We start from the raw sequence: 15083 nt of genomic DNA, 5'->3' as shown, positions 1-15083 counted from the left end.
CGCGTTTTCAGGGCAGATATGGCGTATAAAAAGCAAAGGCTCCTTCGTGGGGAGCCCTGCCTCTTCAAAGGATCGCCTGAAAGGCAACCTTCAACTTTTAGCCGCTGCAAATATAGAGATAATTATACCTATAATTGGTGCAGTTGGTAGAAAAAAGTAATCTTTTTGAACTTTCTTGTATCATTATCATTAAATGAGGCTTTAATGATAGTTTACAGGTGTTCTTGTAAGTAGCTAAATCATCCTGCATATAAAACAGAAAGAGGGAGCACAGGCTCCCTCTTTCTGTTTCTCGTCACGAGAATATAATGAATGTATCTTACTTGTCGCTCTGGTAACCAATCAGTTTGATCATCTTGTTGTAGTTACCGAGCAGTAAGAAAGAAGGAGCCCACTGTCCAACGAACAAAGCTTCTTCGTCTTTTTTCATAATCTTCAGGGTAGCCGACACGGCCATAGAGCCCAGCGCTGCCCAAAGGAATACGTCTGAAGGTACGCGAGAAGTATAGTCCTCAATGGCTGCAGCTACAGGTCCTTCCTTATGCTGAGGATTTATTCTGTCTGCTTTGTTTTTCAAATCCTGAGCGTCTCTTTTAAGATCTTGTGTGTCCATAGTTCTTATTTTGTTTAGATGGTACAATACCATACAAAACGAAATAGAGGGATGATTGTTTGCAAAAATTGAAAAATATGGGGCATGAACGCCGGGGAGCGGCCATGAGAGGCTATATAATTGCAACAATATATGTAAATTGGCACCCTGAAACTGAGGAGGGCATCAGGATGTCCTGTTTCTGAGATTGAATCCCATAGATAGTCTATATTTTGGAGCTTTCCGCACTTCTTGAACCACTGGCCGGCACGCCCCAAACCTACCTGGCCCTGGTCGTGCTGCTGCTACCGCTGCTCGCCTTTGTGGTGCTATACCTGGCAGGCAAGAAGCTGCCACGGCAGGGCGACTGGCTGGGCATCTGTGCCACCGGACTTTCCTTCGCGCTTTCGATCTATCTTTTTGCTCTAATCTGGAACACGGAGGTATACCATAGCCGGGCCGTTTGGTTCAGCCTGCCATCGGGCTTTATCGCCGATTTCACAGCAGGTATACTGCTCGACAACCTGACGGTGCTGATGCTGGTCATCGTCACGTTCATCTCCACACTAGTGCAGCTCTTTTCGGTAGGCTACATGCACGGCGACAAAGGCTATAGCCGCTACTTCGCCTATTTGGGCCTCTTTACGTTTAGCATGCTGGGCATTGTGCTGGTCGACAACCTGCTGCTGCTCTTTATGTTCTGGGAACTGGTGGGCCTGTCATCTTACCTGCTCATCGGATTTTGGTACGAGCGACCCGCTGCCGCTGCGGCCAGCAAGAAAGCCTTTTTGGTCAACCGCGTCGGCGACATTGGCCTGCTGCTCGGTTTGTTTGCCTTCTATACCTATTTCCGGACCTTTGACCTGGAGGCGCTGCGTACCTTGATGGGGGCAGGAGAGTGGCTGAACGGCAGTTTTGTGACAGGCTATACCTTTGAGGGGCAGTCGTGGTCGGTAGAACTGAGCCCGCTGTTTCTGACGCTGGCCGGACTTGGCCTGTTTATGGGCTGCGTGGGCAAGTCGGCGCAGTTCCCGCTGCAGGTATGGCTGCCCGATGCCATGCAGGGTCCAACGCCCGTGTCCTCGTTGATACACGCCGCGACCATGGTGGCGGCCGGTGTATACCTGGTGGCGCGCTGCTACGCTTTCTTCACCGTGGATGCTCTCACCGTCATTGCCATCATTGGTGCCATCACGGCGCTGCTCGGTGCGCTGGCTGCCCTCACGCAATATGATATCAAAGCCGTACTGGCCTTCTCTACGATTTCACAACTCGGTTATATGGTCATGGGCATGGGCACCGGCTCGCACGATGCCTCGCTCTTTCACCTCACGACACACGCTTTCTTCAAAGCAGCCCTTTTCCTCAATGCCGGTATCATCATCCATGCCATGCACCGCGGCCTACACCATGTGCACCTGCCTGCCGAGGTTGATCCGCAGGACATCCGTAACATGGGCGGTCTGCGCAAGGCCATGCCGCTCACTTTCTATACCTATCTGCTGGCTACTGCGGCGCTGGTTGGCTTGCCGCTATTTTCGGGTTTTCTTTCCAAAGATGCCATCCTTTCGGGTAGCTGGGCTTGGGCGCAGACGATGAGTCAGGCTACTGGAAACAGCCTGTACTTTGCAGTGCCTGTAATCGGGTTTATGGTCGTGCTGTTGACGGCTTACTACATGGGGCGGCACCTGTGGTTTATGTTCTTCGGTTCGTTCCGGTTGTCTTTCGATGTGCGGACGCTTCGGTTTTCGGTGAGTCAGGAATTGGAGCGGGTGATGCTTATACCTGTTGCTTTGTTGGCGGTGTTGTCGCTGGGCATCTTCTTTTCGCTCAACCCATTGTCATTTGCCGGAAGCTGGGTGATGCAGGGAGTTGGTTTGCAGCAGCTTCCGCAGGAAGGTGCTTTGCTGGCTGGAAGTCTGGTCGAGGCTGTAACGCTGCAAGACGCCGCTAACGCAACTGCGCACCTGGTAATCGGGCTGCTCTCTGCTTTGCTAGGTCTAGCAGGTATAGCGCTGGCCATTGGCAGGTATAAAAGTAAAAGCAGCGAAGCACTATTGCAGGAGCAGCCACGCACAGCCCTGGCGCGCCTAAGCTACCAACATTACTACCTGGATGCGGTGTATGACAAACTGTTGGTACGCCCCGTGCTGTGGATGGCCCGCATGCTGTACCGCCTCGACAAACGCGTGATCGACTATACCCTGGACTACGCGAGCAAGTGGCTGGTGGTATTCTCCAAGATCGTGAAGTGGTTTGACAACTGGGTAGTGGACGGTAGCGTGTGGCTGATCGGCGCGTTGGCCAAAGTGCTTGGCCGCTTCGGGCGTGGATTGCAAAACGGTAAGGTGCAGTCTTACTACGCCTATTCCCTTTTCGGATTTATTCTGATAATGCTATACATCATGCTGAATTGATGTTAATTTCGCGTTCCAAAAGATTTGAAAATTTGGAGATGGGAAGATTTGGAGATAAGGGAATGTGCTAATTTCCTGATGTGCTAATGGAGAGAATAAGGGGGCTTCTCTTGTCATCTCGACGGTAAGAGAGATCTGAATTCTCGATATGCTGTGGGAATACTTCAGATTTCTCATTTCATTCGAAATGACTTAAAGCGACTCAGCAGTGAAGCATTTCATTCGATAAGATGCATGAACTGCCAAGGTATAGCCAGAAAACTGAAAGTAGGCATAACGAGTGTGCAAGCGACTTTGAGCCAAACAACTTTTAATCTCTCAACTTTTAACTCTTAACTAAAGAGTTTGCTTTTAACTAAAATAGAAGGCGTTTAGCTTGATGAATTATACTCTTTCCAGCCTTATTTTCTTACCACTGCTAGCGGCCTTTGTGGTGTTGCTGCTACCGACGCGCATGCAGCGAGGCATCAAAGCAGTCACGCTGGGCGGCACGCTCCTGCAACTAGCCGTAGCAATATGGGTATACCTGGGCTTCGACGGTACCAAGGCGGCGAGTGGGCAGGCAGGCTACCAGTTTGTGGAGAAGCTCGACTGGATCGGTTTTTCGCTGGGCAGTCTGGGTCGTTTCCAGATCGAGTACTTTGTGGGCGTGGATGGCCTGAGCATCGGTATGGTGCTGCTAACAGGTATCGTAGGGGTGATTGGGGTGATCTCGTCCTGGAACATCACTAAAAATGTGAAGGGCTACTGTGCGCTCTACCTCCTGCTCATGACGAGCGTGATGGGCTGTTTCCTGGCTCTGGACTTCTTCCTTTTTTACCTCTTTTTCGAGTTCATGCTCCTGCCGATGTACTTCCTGATCGGCATGTGGGGCGGTCCCAAACGCGAGTATGCCGCACTTAAGTTCTTCATCTATACCTTGGTCGGCTCGCTCTTTATCCTCATCGTGATGATCGGGCTCTATACCTCTGTGATCGATCCGGAGGCGACGGCGCAGCAAATGGGGCTGATCGGGCAGAACGTGCCGGCCAGTCTGGACATGGTACGCCAGGTACAGCAGATGCTACAGCAGGGCACAATCGCGGAGGCGGATCTGGTGCGCACCTTCAGCATACCGGCCATGATGGAGCCAGCCAACTTTATACCGGGTAGTCTGCTGCATGTGTTCTCGGGCATTACGCTCTTCGATCTTCCGCTTCGTTTCGTGGCTTTCCTGCTGGTGTTGGCGGGCTTCCTGATCAAAGTGCCCTCGGTGCCGGTGCATACCTGGCTGCCGGATGCCCACGTGGAGGCGCCTACGCCCATCTCGGTACTGCTGGCGGCCATCCTCTTAAAGGTGGGCGGCTATGGCTTGATCCGCATTGTGTATCCCGTCTTCCCGGATGCGGGGGCTTACTTCTCGACCTTAGTTGGCGGACTGGGTGTGCTCTCCATTATCTATGGGGCGCTCTGTGCGCTGGCCATGAACGACCTCAAAAAGCTGATTGCCTACTCGTCGGTGTCGCACATGGGTTTTGTGCTGCTAGGGGTGGCCTCGCTGACGAACGAAGGGGTGAACGGCGCCATTTACATGATGTTCAGTCACGGCCTGATCTCGGCCATGCTCTTCCTGGTGGTGGGCGTGATCTACGACCGGGCGCACGACCGCATGATCCTCAATTTCCGGGGACTCGCCAAGCGCATGCCGGCCTATACGGCCTTCGTGGTCGTAGCCTTTTTTGCCTCGCTTGGCCTGCCAGGCTTCTCGGGTTTTATTGCTGAGTTGCTGGTGTTGCTGGGTAGCTTCAGTGCACCAGAGGCAACGGGTATGCTGCCGCGCTGGATGGCGATTGTGGCCGTGATCGGTTTGTTGCTGTCGGCGGCTTATTACCTGTGGGCGTTGCAGCGCATGTTCTTTGGCAAGTACTGGATCTTCCCGGAACTCCGCGAGAAAGCCATTATCTCGGACCTGACCAAGCGCGAGTACCTGATGCTGCTGCCGTTGGCCGTGCTGGCCTTTATTTTCGGCATTTTCCCCCACCTGCTCCTTGACAAAACAGGGATGACAGTAACGGGTTTTACAGACCTTGTGCTGCGCAACGGGCAAGAGCAGCTCAACATCCTGCAAGCGATTTTAAACAGATAAAGCGTCCTGATGAATTAACTTTCTCAGGCGCACGATTACACCTTATACCTAGACGTGGAAGAACAGGCAGCATACCTCACCCAGGCCATCGACAGCATTTTAGCTGGAGCAGGCTCGCTGCTGCCCGAATTGCTGCTGGCCCTCTTCTTCCTGCTGCTGGTCACGCTCGACCTGTTCAAGTCTAAAACAGTAAAGCGCCTGCTGCCCTGGGTGGCACTCACCGGACTTTTCTCGGTGTTGGTACTGTCGGTGCTGGACCGGCATGTGGCCGAGGTACAGTTTCTGAACCTGTTGCGCTCCGACGGCATTGCCCGCTACGCCGGTATACTCTTCAGTTTGACGGGCATCTTTACGATCCTGCTCTCCCTGCAAAACCCGAAAATAGATAAGCGCAAACAGGGCGAAGGCCGGGGTGAATACTACGGCCTGATCTTAGTGCTAGTGCTGGGTCTCAACCTGATGGCCAAATCCGTGAACCTGCTGATGGTTTTCCTGGCAATTGAGCTGGTGTCCATTGCCTCCTACATTCTCACACTCACCCTCAAGGAAGAGAAAAGAGCAGTAGAAGCAGGTCTGAAGTATGTGCTTTACGGCACGCTGTCGGCGGGTGTGATGCTCTACGGTATGTCCTTTTTCTATGGCCTAACCGGCTCGCTCGACTATACCCTGGTGTCGTTCTGGCGCAGTCTGTTAGAGGCAAGTCCGCTGATGGTAACCGTGGCGGCTATATTGGTATTTGCAGGTTTTCTGTTTAAAATATCAGCTGCACCATTTCATTTCTGGACCCCGGATGTGTACCAGGGAGCACCGATGCCGATTGTCGCACTTTTCTCTACGGGCCCAAAAATGGCGGGTATCATCATCATCCTGCGCTTTGTGGCTGCTTTCGCCGACCCGACCATTGCTAACGCTTTCTCGGATGTCCTGCTTTTCCTAGGCATAGCCGCACTCGCTACCTTGGCGGTCGGCAACTTCACGGCACTTTGGCAGCGCACGCCGCGTCGCCTGATGGCTTTTTCCTCGGTGTCGCATGCCGGTTTTCTGATGCTGGCGCTGCTGGCTTTTGGCAGCGACTATACCGTGAGCGTGCTGTTTTACATGACGGTGCTGGTGTTCATGAACTTTGGCATGTTCCTGTTTTTGCAGATGGCCGAGGAAAACTGGCAGGTACGCACGCTCGAAGATTTTAGGGGAATGGGGCATCGTATACCTTTTGCCTGCATCATGGCGTTGCTTTTTCTGCTCTCTCTGACAGGGCTCCCACCGCTGGCTGGCTTCATGGGCAAGCTGCTTGTTTTCAGCAATGTTTGGGAGGCCTATACTGCCAACGGGCAGGCGATGCTGCTGGTCTTGCTCGTGGTCGGCATCCTGCTCACGGGGGTGGCTTTGTTCTACTATATCAAAATACCATATTACCTTTTCCTGAAAAGGAATCAAACTGCCGAAAATTTAGTTATTTCACTGTCAAATAAGCTGCTGCTGGTTTTTTTCGCCGGGCCGCTGCTGGTCTTCTTCTTTAAACCCGACCTGCTGCTGCACTGGATAGAGAAACTGCTGGCCTAGATACTTTACAACCCCTATGAGCGATTCCATTAAGCACGAGTGCGGTATAGCCCTGATCAGGCTCCGAAAACCAATCGAATATTACGTTGAAAAGTATGGCACTCCGATGTACGGTGTCAACAAACTATACCTGCTGATGCAAAAGCAGCACAACCGCGGCCAGGACGGGGCAGGAGTGGCGAGCATCAAGATAGACGCAGGTCCTGGCATGGAGTATATCAACCGCTTCCGTTCCGTTAAAACACGCGCCATCGACAGCATTTTCGGGAAGATCGGCAAGGAGTTTAAGAAGCTGAAAGAAGAGGAACCAGAGAAAGCCCGCGATACGAACTGGGTATGGGAAAACCTCCCTTTTCTGGGTGATGTATACCTGGGCCACCTGCGTTACGGCACGCACGGCGTCAACTCTGTGGACAACTGCCACCCGATGGTGCGCGAAAACAACTGGCGCAGCCGCAGCCTGGCCGTGGCCGGTAACTTCAACATGACCAACGTGGATGAGCAGTTCCAGAAACTGATTGAACTGGGCCAGCATCCAAAGCAAAAGTCCGACACCATCACGGTGCTCGAAAAGATCGGACACTTCCTGGACGAGGAAAACCAGATGCTGTTCGAATCTTACAAGGACGAGTATTCCAATAAAGAGATCACAGGCCTGATTGAAGATAACTTGAGCCTGCAGCGTGTGCTTAAGCGTGCCTGCAAAGACTTCGACGGAGGCTATGCCATGGCGGGCCTCACCGGTTACGGCGCTTCCTTCGTGGTGCGCGACCCGAACGGCATCCGCCCGGCCTACTACTACATGGACGACGAGGTGGTGGTGATCGCTTCTGAGAAGCCAGCTATCAAAACCGCTTTCGATATTGATTATAGTGAAATCCGCGAGATCACCCCGGGCCATGCCCTGATCGTAGACAAGGCAGGGAATGCCGATCTGAAGGAGATCATGCCGCAGCTTGAGAAAAAGTCCTGCAGTTTCGAGCGCATTTACTTCTCCCGTGGCAACGACCCGGAGATCTACGAAGAGCGCAAGAACATGGGTCGCCGCCTGTGCCCGCAGATTCTGGAAGCCATTGATTACGACCTGAAAAACACGGTGTTCTCATACATCCCGAACACAGCGGAGTCATCCTGGCTGGGTATGATGAAGGGAATTGAGGACTACCTGCGCGCCTACCGCAAACAGGCCATCCTGAACCAGGAGCTGAACGAAGAGCAACTTGACGAGATTCTGCAGTTCAAGCCACGTGCCGAGAAACTGGTAATCAAAGACGTGAAGCTGCGCACCTTCATCACTGATAACGACAGCCGCGACGACCTGGTAACGCACGTGTACGACACGACTTACGAAGTGGTGAAAAAAGGCGTTGACACCCTGGTGGTACTCGACGACTCGATTGTGCGCGGCACGACGCTGGAGAAGAGTATCATCCGCATGCTCGACAAGCTGGAACCGAAGAAGATCATCATCGTTTCCTGCGCTCCGCAGATCCGCTACCCAGACTGTTACGGCATCGACATGTCACGCTTGAAGGAGTTCGTGGCCTTCCGTGCGATGCTGGAGCTGCTCAAAGACAGAGGCCTCTATTACAAAGTAGAAGAGGTATACGATAGGATTCAGGCGGTGCAGGGTACGCCGGCCATCATGGAGACGAACTACGTGAAAGAGCTCTTTGACCTGTTCACACACGACGAAATCTCTGCTAAGGTATCGGAGATCGTGAAAGCGCCGGACGTGCATGCTGAAGTGCAGGTGATTTACCAGCGCATCGAAGACCTGCACCTGGCCTGCCCGAACCACAGCGGCGACTGGTACTTTACTGGCAACTACCCAACCCCGGGCGGTACCCGTGTTGTAAATCGTGCCTTCATGAATTTCGTGGAAAACAAGGCCGTTCGCGCTTATTAAGAAAGATTGAATTTTCTATCAAAGGCCTGTTCTGTAGAGGGACAGGCCTTTTTTGTTGCTTTGCTTCCGCCACAGGTATAGCACTGTTTAAAAGCATTGATCTGAACAAATCTGCTGTTATCCGCTTTTAACCAAACAGCGTCCCGGTCGTTAACCTATTGCGCATTGGGCAGAAGGAACTATCTATACATGGAGTACAAGCAAGGTTTTTGGAGAAAGATCAAGGATATACTAAGGGATTCGTACAGGAACTTTCAGCGGGGAGAGCCCATCGTATACAGTGGGGCCATTGCCTTTTTTACCATCTTTTCTTTGCCAGCTATCCTGATCGTGTTGACCCTGGCTGGTTCCGTGTTTTTTGCCGAAGAAACGGTACAGGCGGAGATCGTGAAGCAGATGGAGGACTTGATGAGCGAAGATGTGGGCAAGCAGGTAAATGACTTACTCAACAACGCGACGCAGATACCCATCGGATTCTGGAGCGTGCTGATCGGGGTGGCCGTGGTCGTGAAAAGCGCCACCATCATCTTCTTCATCATGCAGAAAGCCCTGAACTCCGTTTGGCATATCCGGGTGAAGCATGACGTGAATTACCTCAAACTGCTTCGTCACCGCCTCGTGACTCTGGGCATCGTCGCCGGCTTGGGATTTCTGCTGTTGCTGAGTCTGGTCTTTGATGCGACCCTGCTGGTATTCCGCGACCAACTCCACGAGCTGCTGGAGGAACACTTGTCCGTTACCGTCAAACTGATCAAAACAGTTTTATCGATACTTGTGGTGCTGGCCTTTTTCACGGCGATCCATAAAATACTACCCGATGCCAAGGTGCAGTGGCAGGACGCACTGGCTGGCGGCATCATCACCTCCATCCTGTTCCTGATCGGCAAAGAAGTGATCGACTACATCCTGGGCAGCGTGAAAGTGGTTGGTTTCTATGCCGCTGCGGGTTCTTTCGTCGTCGTGTTGCTGTGGGTGTTTTATTCTTCCGTTATCCTCATGCTCGGAGCCGAAGTGACCAAGGCCTACGCCGACAACCAGGGCCGCAAAGTGGAGCCCTCCGAAATTGCAGAGAAATTTGAGAAGGTGAATGGAGAGAAAGGCTGAGCAGTAATCTTATTTGCTCAGATCCACAAAAGCCATAATAGCAAAGGCAACAGTGCCACCGTACACGGCAAATTTGGTGATGGGGGAAGCGTTGGCGAGGAAGGCGGTGTGCTGGTTGTATCTGATGATGCCCATGAGCGTGAGGGACAGGTATAGGAAGAGCGCCAGCGGGATGATGTTAAAAAGGATTTCAAAGATGTCGCTTGCCATGGTGCTCCTGTGTTTTGGTAGGTGTGTTGCAAATATAGGTATAAAAGACCGGCTGCCGTATCTTTGCGTGAAACACTAGACCAGCTTTAGCTTCTTATATCCCATGACCTTCACTAAAATCTGCAAAGCATTCCAAGAGCTTACCCCAAACGAACTTTACGACATGCTGCGGCTACGGAGCGAGGTATTTGTTGTAGAGCAAAACTGCGTGTTCCCTGACATGGACGACAAGGACCAGTTGTGCCACCATGTGCTTTTTTACAACGACGATAAGGTGTTGGTCGCCACATCCCGGCTGGTACCGGTTGGCGTTTCCTACCCGGACATGATGTCGATCGGGCGCATTGTGACGAGTCAGTTGGCGCGGGGCGCGGGGGTAGGGCAGGAGTTGGTTGAGTTATCAATTCAAGAGTGCTACCGGCTTTTCGGAAAGGGACCAATCCGGATCGGGGCGCAGTTGTATGCGAAGAAATTTTATGAGCGCTTTGGTTTTGAGCAGAGCAGTGAGGTATACGACGAGGATGGCATCGACCATATCAAGATGGTGAAGCAGGTATAGCAGCTTGTTGGAGTATAGCAATTTTTTATTATCTTGTTTCATAATCCTATCACGCTATGATAACAAGGTTTGTTTACCGGTGTGCTTTGCTGCTGGCACTTTTTTTTGGGCTGAGCGCCTGCAACGAGGAAGAGGACGACTACATCAGCAAATACTGTCCCGGCTCCTGCACAGAGGTGACAGGTAAGGTGCTCCACTCCAATGGCCAGCCCCTGGCCAATGTACAGCTGCTGGCAACCTGGAAAACAGGGGATGGCACCTTCAAAGGGGGAGGCGGCATGACCCGGAAAAAAGCGGTGGCCTACACCGATGCCCAAGGGAGCTATACCTTGCGCTTCCTCATCCGGGACAGTGAAATGAACGCTGGCAGGTTTGTCGTGGCAGTGCAGGGAACGAACTGTAGTGTGGCCGTTTGCCCGACGCATACCTTGTACTGGAACAAAGAAGTCAAACGCGATACCACCTTCACGCACGATTTTGTGATTCGCTAGGCCGCCTGTTCCGGTGGCTATACCTATCTAAAAAGCCTTCATCTTATGTCCTATCCATCGCTACGTTTTCTGATAGTACTTGCTTTGCTGGTGAGTTTTTCCGCTGCAGCACAGGCGCAGCGCGTGCAGCGTGTCGGCCTGCTGGTTGGGTCTGCTTCGCCGATTGGTGATTTCAAGGAAGACCGCTTTGAAGACGACTACCCGCCGATGGCCAGAAGGGGCGTGAATGTGCAGGGTACATACCGTGTGGATGTGAAGCCTTTTCTGGCGGTGGGTGCCTCGGCAGGCTTCCGCTTCCACCGCTTCGACCTGGATGCCTTTGCAGCACCCGATGACCAGCTGGCCCTGCGCCGTGAGGCAACAGGCTGGAAGAGTACCCACGCGTTGGCCGACCTATACCTGCAAAGTCCTCCCAATACCTTGTTTGGTTTCGTAAAGGGCTCGCTGGGAGCTGCCTATAGCAGATCGCCCGAGGTACAGGTCGACACGCCCTACGGCCCTATCCGCCGAAGCTCCGACAAGGCGCTGGCACCGGCCTATGGTATAGCCGGCGGATTTGGGATACAAGATAAGCGCTTCCTGCTTTCAGTGGAGATAGGCTTGCTGGCCACCCAACCCTCCTTTAAAGTAACAAATGCGCAGGGTGTCAGAAGCACTCTGAAACAACCCATGCATACAGTCAACTCCATGTTGGGCCTGAGCTATATTTTGTAAAGGGACTACCAAAACAAAAGGCCCGGACAACGAAGCCCGGGCCTTTTGTTTTGCGCAACGGAAATTGCCTAGATCACCATCACCAGCCTTGCGAACGTATCCAGCAGCTGCAGCAGCCTGTCCGGGAGTGCCGTTTCCTGTTCCTCTGCTGGTCCTTCCATTGCCACCGTCGCCACAGTAGCATCAAGGGCAGTAGACTTGTTGATTTCACCCATCACAGCACAGGCAGTGGTATGGTAAACGGAAGCAGCAGCGCACGTATTTTGCTCCGTAGCCTTGCTGCTTCCCCCATGCGAAAGGCTTATAAAGAGCAGTCCTCCTAACAAGATCAGTCCCGTTTTCTTCATCACTGTCAGGAATTTACTTTCGCAACACGTCCAATGCCTCCCCAGAAAGCTCCACTTGTGCCTTTTCCGATAGGGTATACTGCAGTGCAGGTATAGCCACATTGATTAAAGCCAGATGGCTACGATTTCGGATGTCGAGGTTAGCCTGCTGAATCTTGTTGTCTGGATTGATCAGCAGCTTGGACTCACTTTCCGGGCTGGTGCCTGTTACGGCGTGCAGGCGCTGCAACTCGTTGCTATCCAGCCTCACCATAACGCCATTGTCAAGCTCCAGCCGGATGCTGTCCTGCTTAAATCCTTTCAGCGTGGTGTTCAGCCAGTTGGCCGTGTTCTGCCGCTGCACGTGTATAACCGGTTCGCCTTGAAAAGTGTGCATCGCGTTGGCGCGCAGGGTGTGCAGCTTCGGCGTTTTGATGATGAGGTGCGGAGATCCCCAGCCACGCAAGCCCTTTTGCTTCTCGTTGGTAGTCACGTCAATTTGCAGTGCCTTGCCTTCTTGGTTGATCTGTACCACTTCTTCGTTGCCTTTGTACAGGTATACCGCATGCTCGTCGCTCGGCTCGATCAGCACATTGAGCATGTCGCCTGCGTTTAAGTCGATCGCTTCAAAGTCGCTGTAGTCCAGGACGACGTAGTTGCGGTAAGGATCTTGGTAAGACTTAGTATTGTATTCAGCTTTCAGCGCGATGTTGTAGGTAGCCAGTGCGCTCAGCAGCACAACGAGGGCGAAGAGTAAGAGTTTATTGCTGGTTTTCATGGTTTCTGCTCGATTTCTGATTCGTAATTTTCTGTTTTAAAAGCTTCGTAGCGCTGCTGAATCTCGTCCAGGTCTATTTCCAGCAAAAAGATATTGCGGAAAAAGGCCGGTAGGTCCTGCTGCAGAAAGCGCTCTTTGCGCTGTGCCTTTACCTTCTTGACGGCATCCGGCGCCACAAAAAAACCAATGCCGCGCTTGTTGTAGATCACTTCCTGGTTTTGCAGCTGCTCGTAGGTGCGCATCACTGTATTGGGGTTCACCTGAAAGCTCACCGCCAGGTCGCGCACCGAGGGGATTTTGTCTTCTGCTGCCCACTTGCCCAGCAAAATCTGGTCGCAAACGTGCGCCGCGATCTGCAGGTAAATGGGTTCGTTCTCTTTAAATTCCATACATTTCCTCCCTTCTATACTTGCTTCTCTTTGATTTTAAAATACGCCACCGCCCAGATGATCAGCGCCATAGCAACCAGTAGCAGCAGAATAAGCGATTCATTTCCTTCGTAGGCACCTACATCGAAGCGCTTGTCGTTCTCCATAAAATAGGCTGCTGAAAAAGGGCCTGCCGAAACCAGATCGCGACCGAGCATGGCCTGTACCCACAACTTGTTCAGGTTGTAGAACAGGAGGAGGCCCAAAAAGCCAGCAAAAGCCGTTTTGATGAAATGATGCTTGTTGAAATAAGCCGAGCCGACCAGCATCAGGGCATTGAACAGCGCATAGAAAGTCAACAGTATGTGCAGGCGAGGCTCCGAGGTCAGGATGTTGATCATCTCCGCATCCTCACTTACCCGTGGATCGATGCTAAGCAGAATGGAGAGCACCAGGTAAAACGAAGGCACAAACAGCAGCAGGTAGATGGGGAAAGAGTACAGCCAACCCACCAGGTATTTCTCGAGTTGCGAAGCAGGCAGTGTCAAAAACGCGATCGCCTTTTTCTTATCGCCCAGCTGCGCAAACACGGTGCTCGAAAACACCATGCCGGCCCCGATCATGAAAAACATGAAAAAGATGGACTGCTCGGTAGTTGCCATGGGTCTGGACGAGAGGTAACTGGCCCCGCCCATGATCAGGAACATGGCACCCAGCAACACACCCAGCGACAGCAGGTAGGTCTTGTAGTTCTCCACGGTGTGCTTGCGGAACAGCAGCGCGAAGCGGCTCAGGTTAAAGAGATTGTTCATAGTGCGGTCTTTTTAGGATTTCAGTTACAGAGGTGTTGCCACTGGTAATGGCGTTGAAAAGCAGCTCCATGTCCACTTTGCTGTAGTTGCCCATCAGGTTCGGCAGTATGGCCTGCTTGCCACGGAGCCCGTCTTCCGCGTAGAGCGCGTTCTCCACTTCAGACTCAGGTATAGTCGTGAAGGTGAGCCGCTCACTGATCGCATCCAGCGACTCGTTCAGCACAATCTCCCGGTCGTGTACTACCACCAGCGTATCGATCAGGCTGTCGAGGTCGCGCACCTGGTGGGTGGAGATGATGATGCAGCGGTGCTCGGTGAGGGCGGAGGCGATGATGCGGCGGAACTGTACCTTGGAAGGTATGTCGAGGCCGTTGGTCGGTTCGTCCATGATGAGCACGCTGGTGTTGGTGGCCAGGCCGAAGGCGATGATGGCCTTCTTTTGCTGCCCAAACGACAACTTGCTGAACACAGCATGGGCTGGCACTTCAAACTCGGAAAGGTAACGGTAAAAAGCCTCCTCGTCGAAGAGCGGGTAAAAAGGGGCGGTGCTCGCCACAAACTGCCGGGCCGTGAGCGAAGGCATGTAGATCTCCTCCGGAATAAAATAGAGATCTGCAAGCATGGACGGCAGTCGCTTATACGAGTCGAGGCCATTTACCTGGCAGCTGCCTGCTGTGGGCGCCACCAGCCCGACCATGTTCTTAAGCAGCGTAGACTTGCCCGCCCCGTTCTTGCCGAGCAACCCATAGATATGGCCCTCCTGCAGCTGTAGGTTCAAATTCCGGAACAGCAGCGACTTGCGGCTATACCCGAAACTGAGGTTGTTGATCTCTATCATATCCGTTTGTTTTAGTGTATTAGTTACATAGTACACTACAAATGTAAATATAGTTTTATCATGACCAAATTATTTTTAAAAAATATTTCGATAAAGGTATATGAGCTGTGACTCAGGCTTCTGAGAGACTGATGGCATTAAGTAGTAAAGGCATAGGCTATACCTGACAGGTATAAGAAAGTAGGGCAGGTCTGTTTTATTCTGAAAACGGTCCTAATAAAACCTACTGTCATTCTGTTAAGAATCTTGTTATATACTACTGGCGGGGATAGGGGCC

Annotated in this window: 15 protein-coding genes; 8 read left to right on the top strand and 7 right to left on the bottom strand. The window is 52.4% G+C overall.

Going from position 1 to position 15083, the window contains the following annotated elements:
- Positions 1 to 319: 319 nt before the first annotated feature.
- A complete protein-coding gene (locus B0B12_RS15155; RefSeq protein ID WP_076670605.1) occupies positions 320 to 613 on the bottom strand; it encodes a hypothetical protein in 294 nt (97 codons plus the stop codon).
- Between the two features lie 212 nt (positions 614 to 825).
- Here B0B12_RS15155 and nuoL point away from each other — a divergent pair, with 212 nt between their 5' ends.
- The 5 genes from nuoL (at position 826) to B0B12_RS15130 (ending at position 9710) form a co-directional block, all read left to right on the top strand.
- Positions 826 to 3009 carry an NADH-quinone oxidoreductase subunit L gene (gene nuoL / locus B0B12_RS15150; protein WP_076670602.1) on the top strand — a complete coding sequence of 728 codons (2184 nt, stop codon included), beginning with the start codon at positions 826 to 828 and terminating at the stop codon, positions 3007 to 3009.
- A 379-nt stretch (positions 3010 to 3388) separates the two neighbouring features.
- On the top strand, positions 3389 to 5134 hold the full coding sequence (locus B0B12_RS15145) for a complex I subunit 4 family protein (protein WP_076670599.1): 1746 nt from the start codon (positions 3389 to 3391) through the stop codon (positions 5132 to 5134).
- A gap of 54 nt (positions 5135 to 5188) precedes the next feature.
- Positions 5189 to 6697: an NADH-quinone oxidoreductase subunit N gene (locus B0B12_RS15140; RefSeq protein WP_076670596.1), complete on the top strand. Its 1509-nt coding sequence runs from the start codon at positions 5189 to 5191 to the stop codon at positions 6695 to 6697.
- A gap of 16 nt (positions 6698 to 6713) precedes the next feature.
- Positions 6714 to 8606 (top strand): amidophosphoribosyltransferase, encoded by a 1893-nt coding sequence (locus B0B12_RS15135; protein ID WP_076670593.1) that lies wholly within the window; start codon positions 6714 to 6716, stop codon positions 8604 to 8606.
- Positions 8607 to 8795: 189 nt separating this feature from the next.
- Positions 8796 to 9710: a YihY/virulence factor BrkB family protein gene (locus B0B12_RS15130; RefSeq protein ID WP_076670590.1), complete on the top strand. Its 915-nt coding sequence runs from the start codon at positions 8796 to 8798 to the stop codon at positions 9708 to 9710.
- A 9-nt stretch (positions 9711 to 9719) separates the two neighbouring features.
- Here the strand turns inward: B0B12_RS15130 and B0B12_RS15125 are convergent, their stop codons facing one another.
- Positions 9720 to 9920: a hypothetical protein gene (locus B0B12_RS15125; protein ID WP_076670587.1), complete on the bottom strand. Its 201-nt coding sequence runs from the start codon at positions 9918 to 9920 to the stop codon at positions 9720 to 9722.
- A gap of 103 nt (positions 9921 to 10023) precedes the next feature.
- Between B0B12_RS15125 and B0B12_RS15120 the strand changes: the two genes are divergently transcribed.
- From B0B12_RS15120 to B0B12_RS15110, 3 genes are read left to right on the top strand one after another with little or no spacing between them, the layout of a single operon-like run.
- Entirely contained in the window at positions 10024 to 10479 is a 456-nt protein-coding gene (locus tag B0B12_RS15120) for a GNAT family N-acetyltransferase (protein ID WP_076670584.1), read from the top strand.
- Between the two features lie 56 nt (positions 10480 to 10535).
- Complete coding sequence (locus B0B12_RS15115) at positions 10536 to 10970, top strand: carboxypeptidase-like regulatory domain-containing protein (protein WP_076670581.1); 435 nt, start codon at positions 10536 to 10538, stop codon at positions 10968 to 10970.
- A 45-nt stretch (positions 10971 to 11015) separates the two neighbouring features.
- Entirely contained in the window at positions 11016 to 11684 is a 669-nt protein-coding gene (locus B0B12_RS15110) for a hypothetical protein (RefSeq protein WP_076670578.1), read from the top strand.
- 68 nt (positions 11685 to 11752) lie between these two features.
- On the opposite strand, the gene B0B12_RS20135 is transcribed toward B0B12_RS15110, so the two are convergent.
- Genes B0B12_RS20135 through B0B12_RS15090 form a run of 5 tightly spaced genes read right to left on the bottom strand, consistent with a single transcriptional unit; the run spans position 11753 to position 14806 of the window.
- The gene (locus B0B12_RS20135; protein ID WP_170871881.1) at positions 11753 to 12034 is read right to left on the bottom strand and encodes a hypothetical protein; all 282 of its coding nucleotides are present in this window, start codon (positions 12032 to 12034) and stop codon (positions 11753 to 11755) included.
- Between the two features lie 10 nt (positions 12035 to 12044).
- Complete coding sequence (locus tag B0B12_RS15105) at positions 12045 to 12788, bottom strand: hypothetical protein (protein ID WP_076670575.1); 744 nt, start codon at positions 12786 to 12788, stop codon at positions 12045 to 12047.
- Positions 12785 to 13177 carry a GntR family transcriptional regulator gene (locus tag B0B12_RS15100; protein ID WP_076670572.1) on the bottom strand — a complete coding sequence of 131 codons (393 nt, stop codon included), beginning with the start codon at positions 13175 to 13177 and terminating at the stop codon, positions 12785 to 12787. The genes B0B12_RS15105 and B0B12_RS15100 overlap by 4 nt, the downstream gene beginning before the upstream one ends.
- 14 nt (positions 13178 to 13191) lie before the next feature.
- Positions 13192 to 13968, bottom strand: coding sequence for a hypothetical protein (locus tag B0B12_RS15095; protein WP_076670569.1), 777 nt, complete (start codon positions 13966 to 13968; stop codon positions 13192 to 13194).
- The gene (locus tag B0B12_RS15090) at positions 13952 to 14806 is read right to left on the bottom strand and encodes an ABC transporter ATP-binding protein (RefSeq protein WP_076670566.1); all 855 of its coding nucleotides are present in this window, start codon (positions 14804 to 14806) and stop codon (positions 13952 to 13954) included. The genes B0B12_RS15095 and B0B12_RS15090 overlap by 17 nt, the downstream gene beginning before the upstream one ends.
- Positions 14807 to 15083: the final 277 nt, after the last annotated feature.

The organism is Pontibacter indicus (assembly GCF_900156345.1).
Taxonomy (GTDB): domain Bacteria; phylum Bacteroidota; class Bacteroidia; order Cytophagales; family Hymenobacteraceae; genus Pontibacter; species Pontibacter indicus.
The sequence above is the reverse complement of the archived record's forward strand: the minus strand, read 5'-3'. Positions and strand labels throughout refer to the sequence as shown.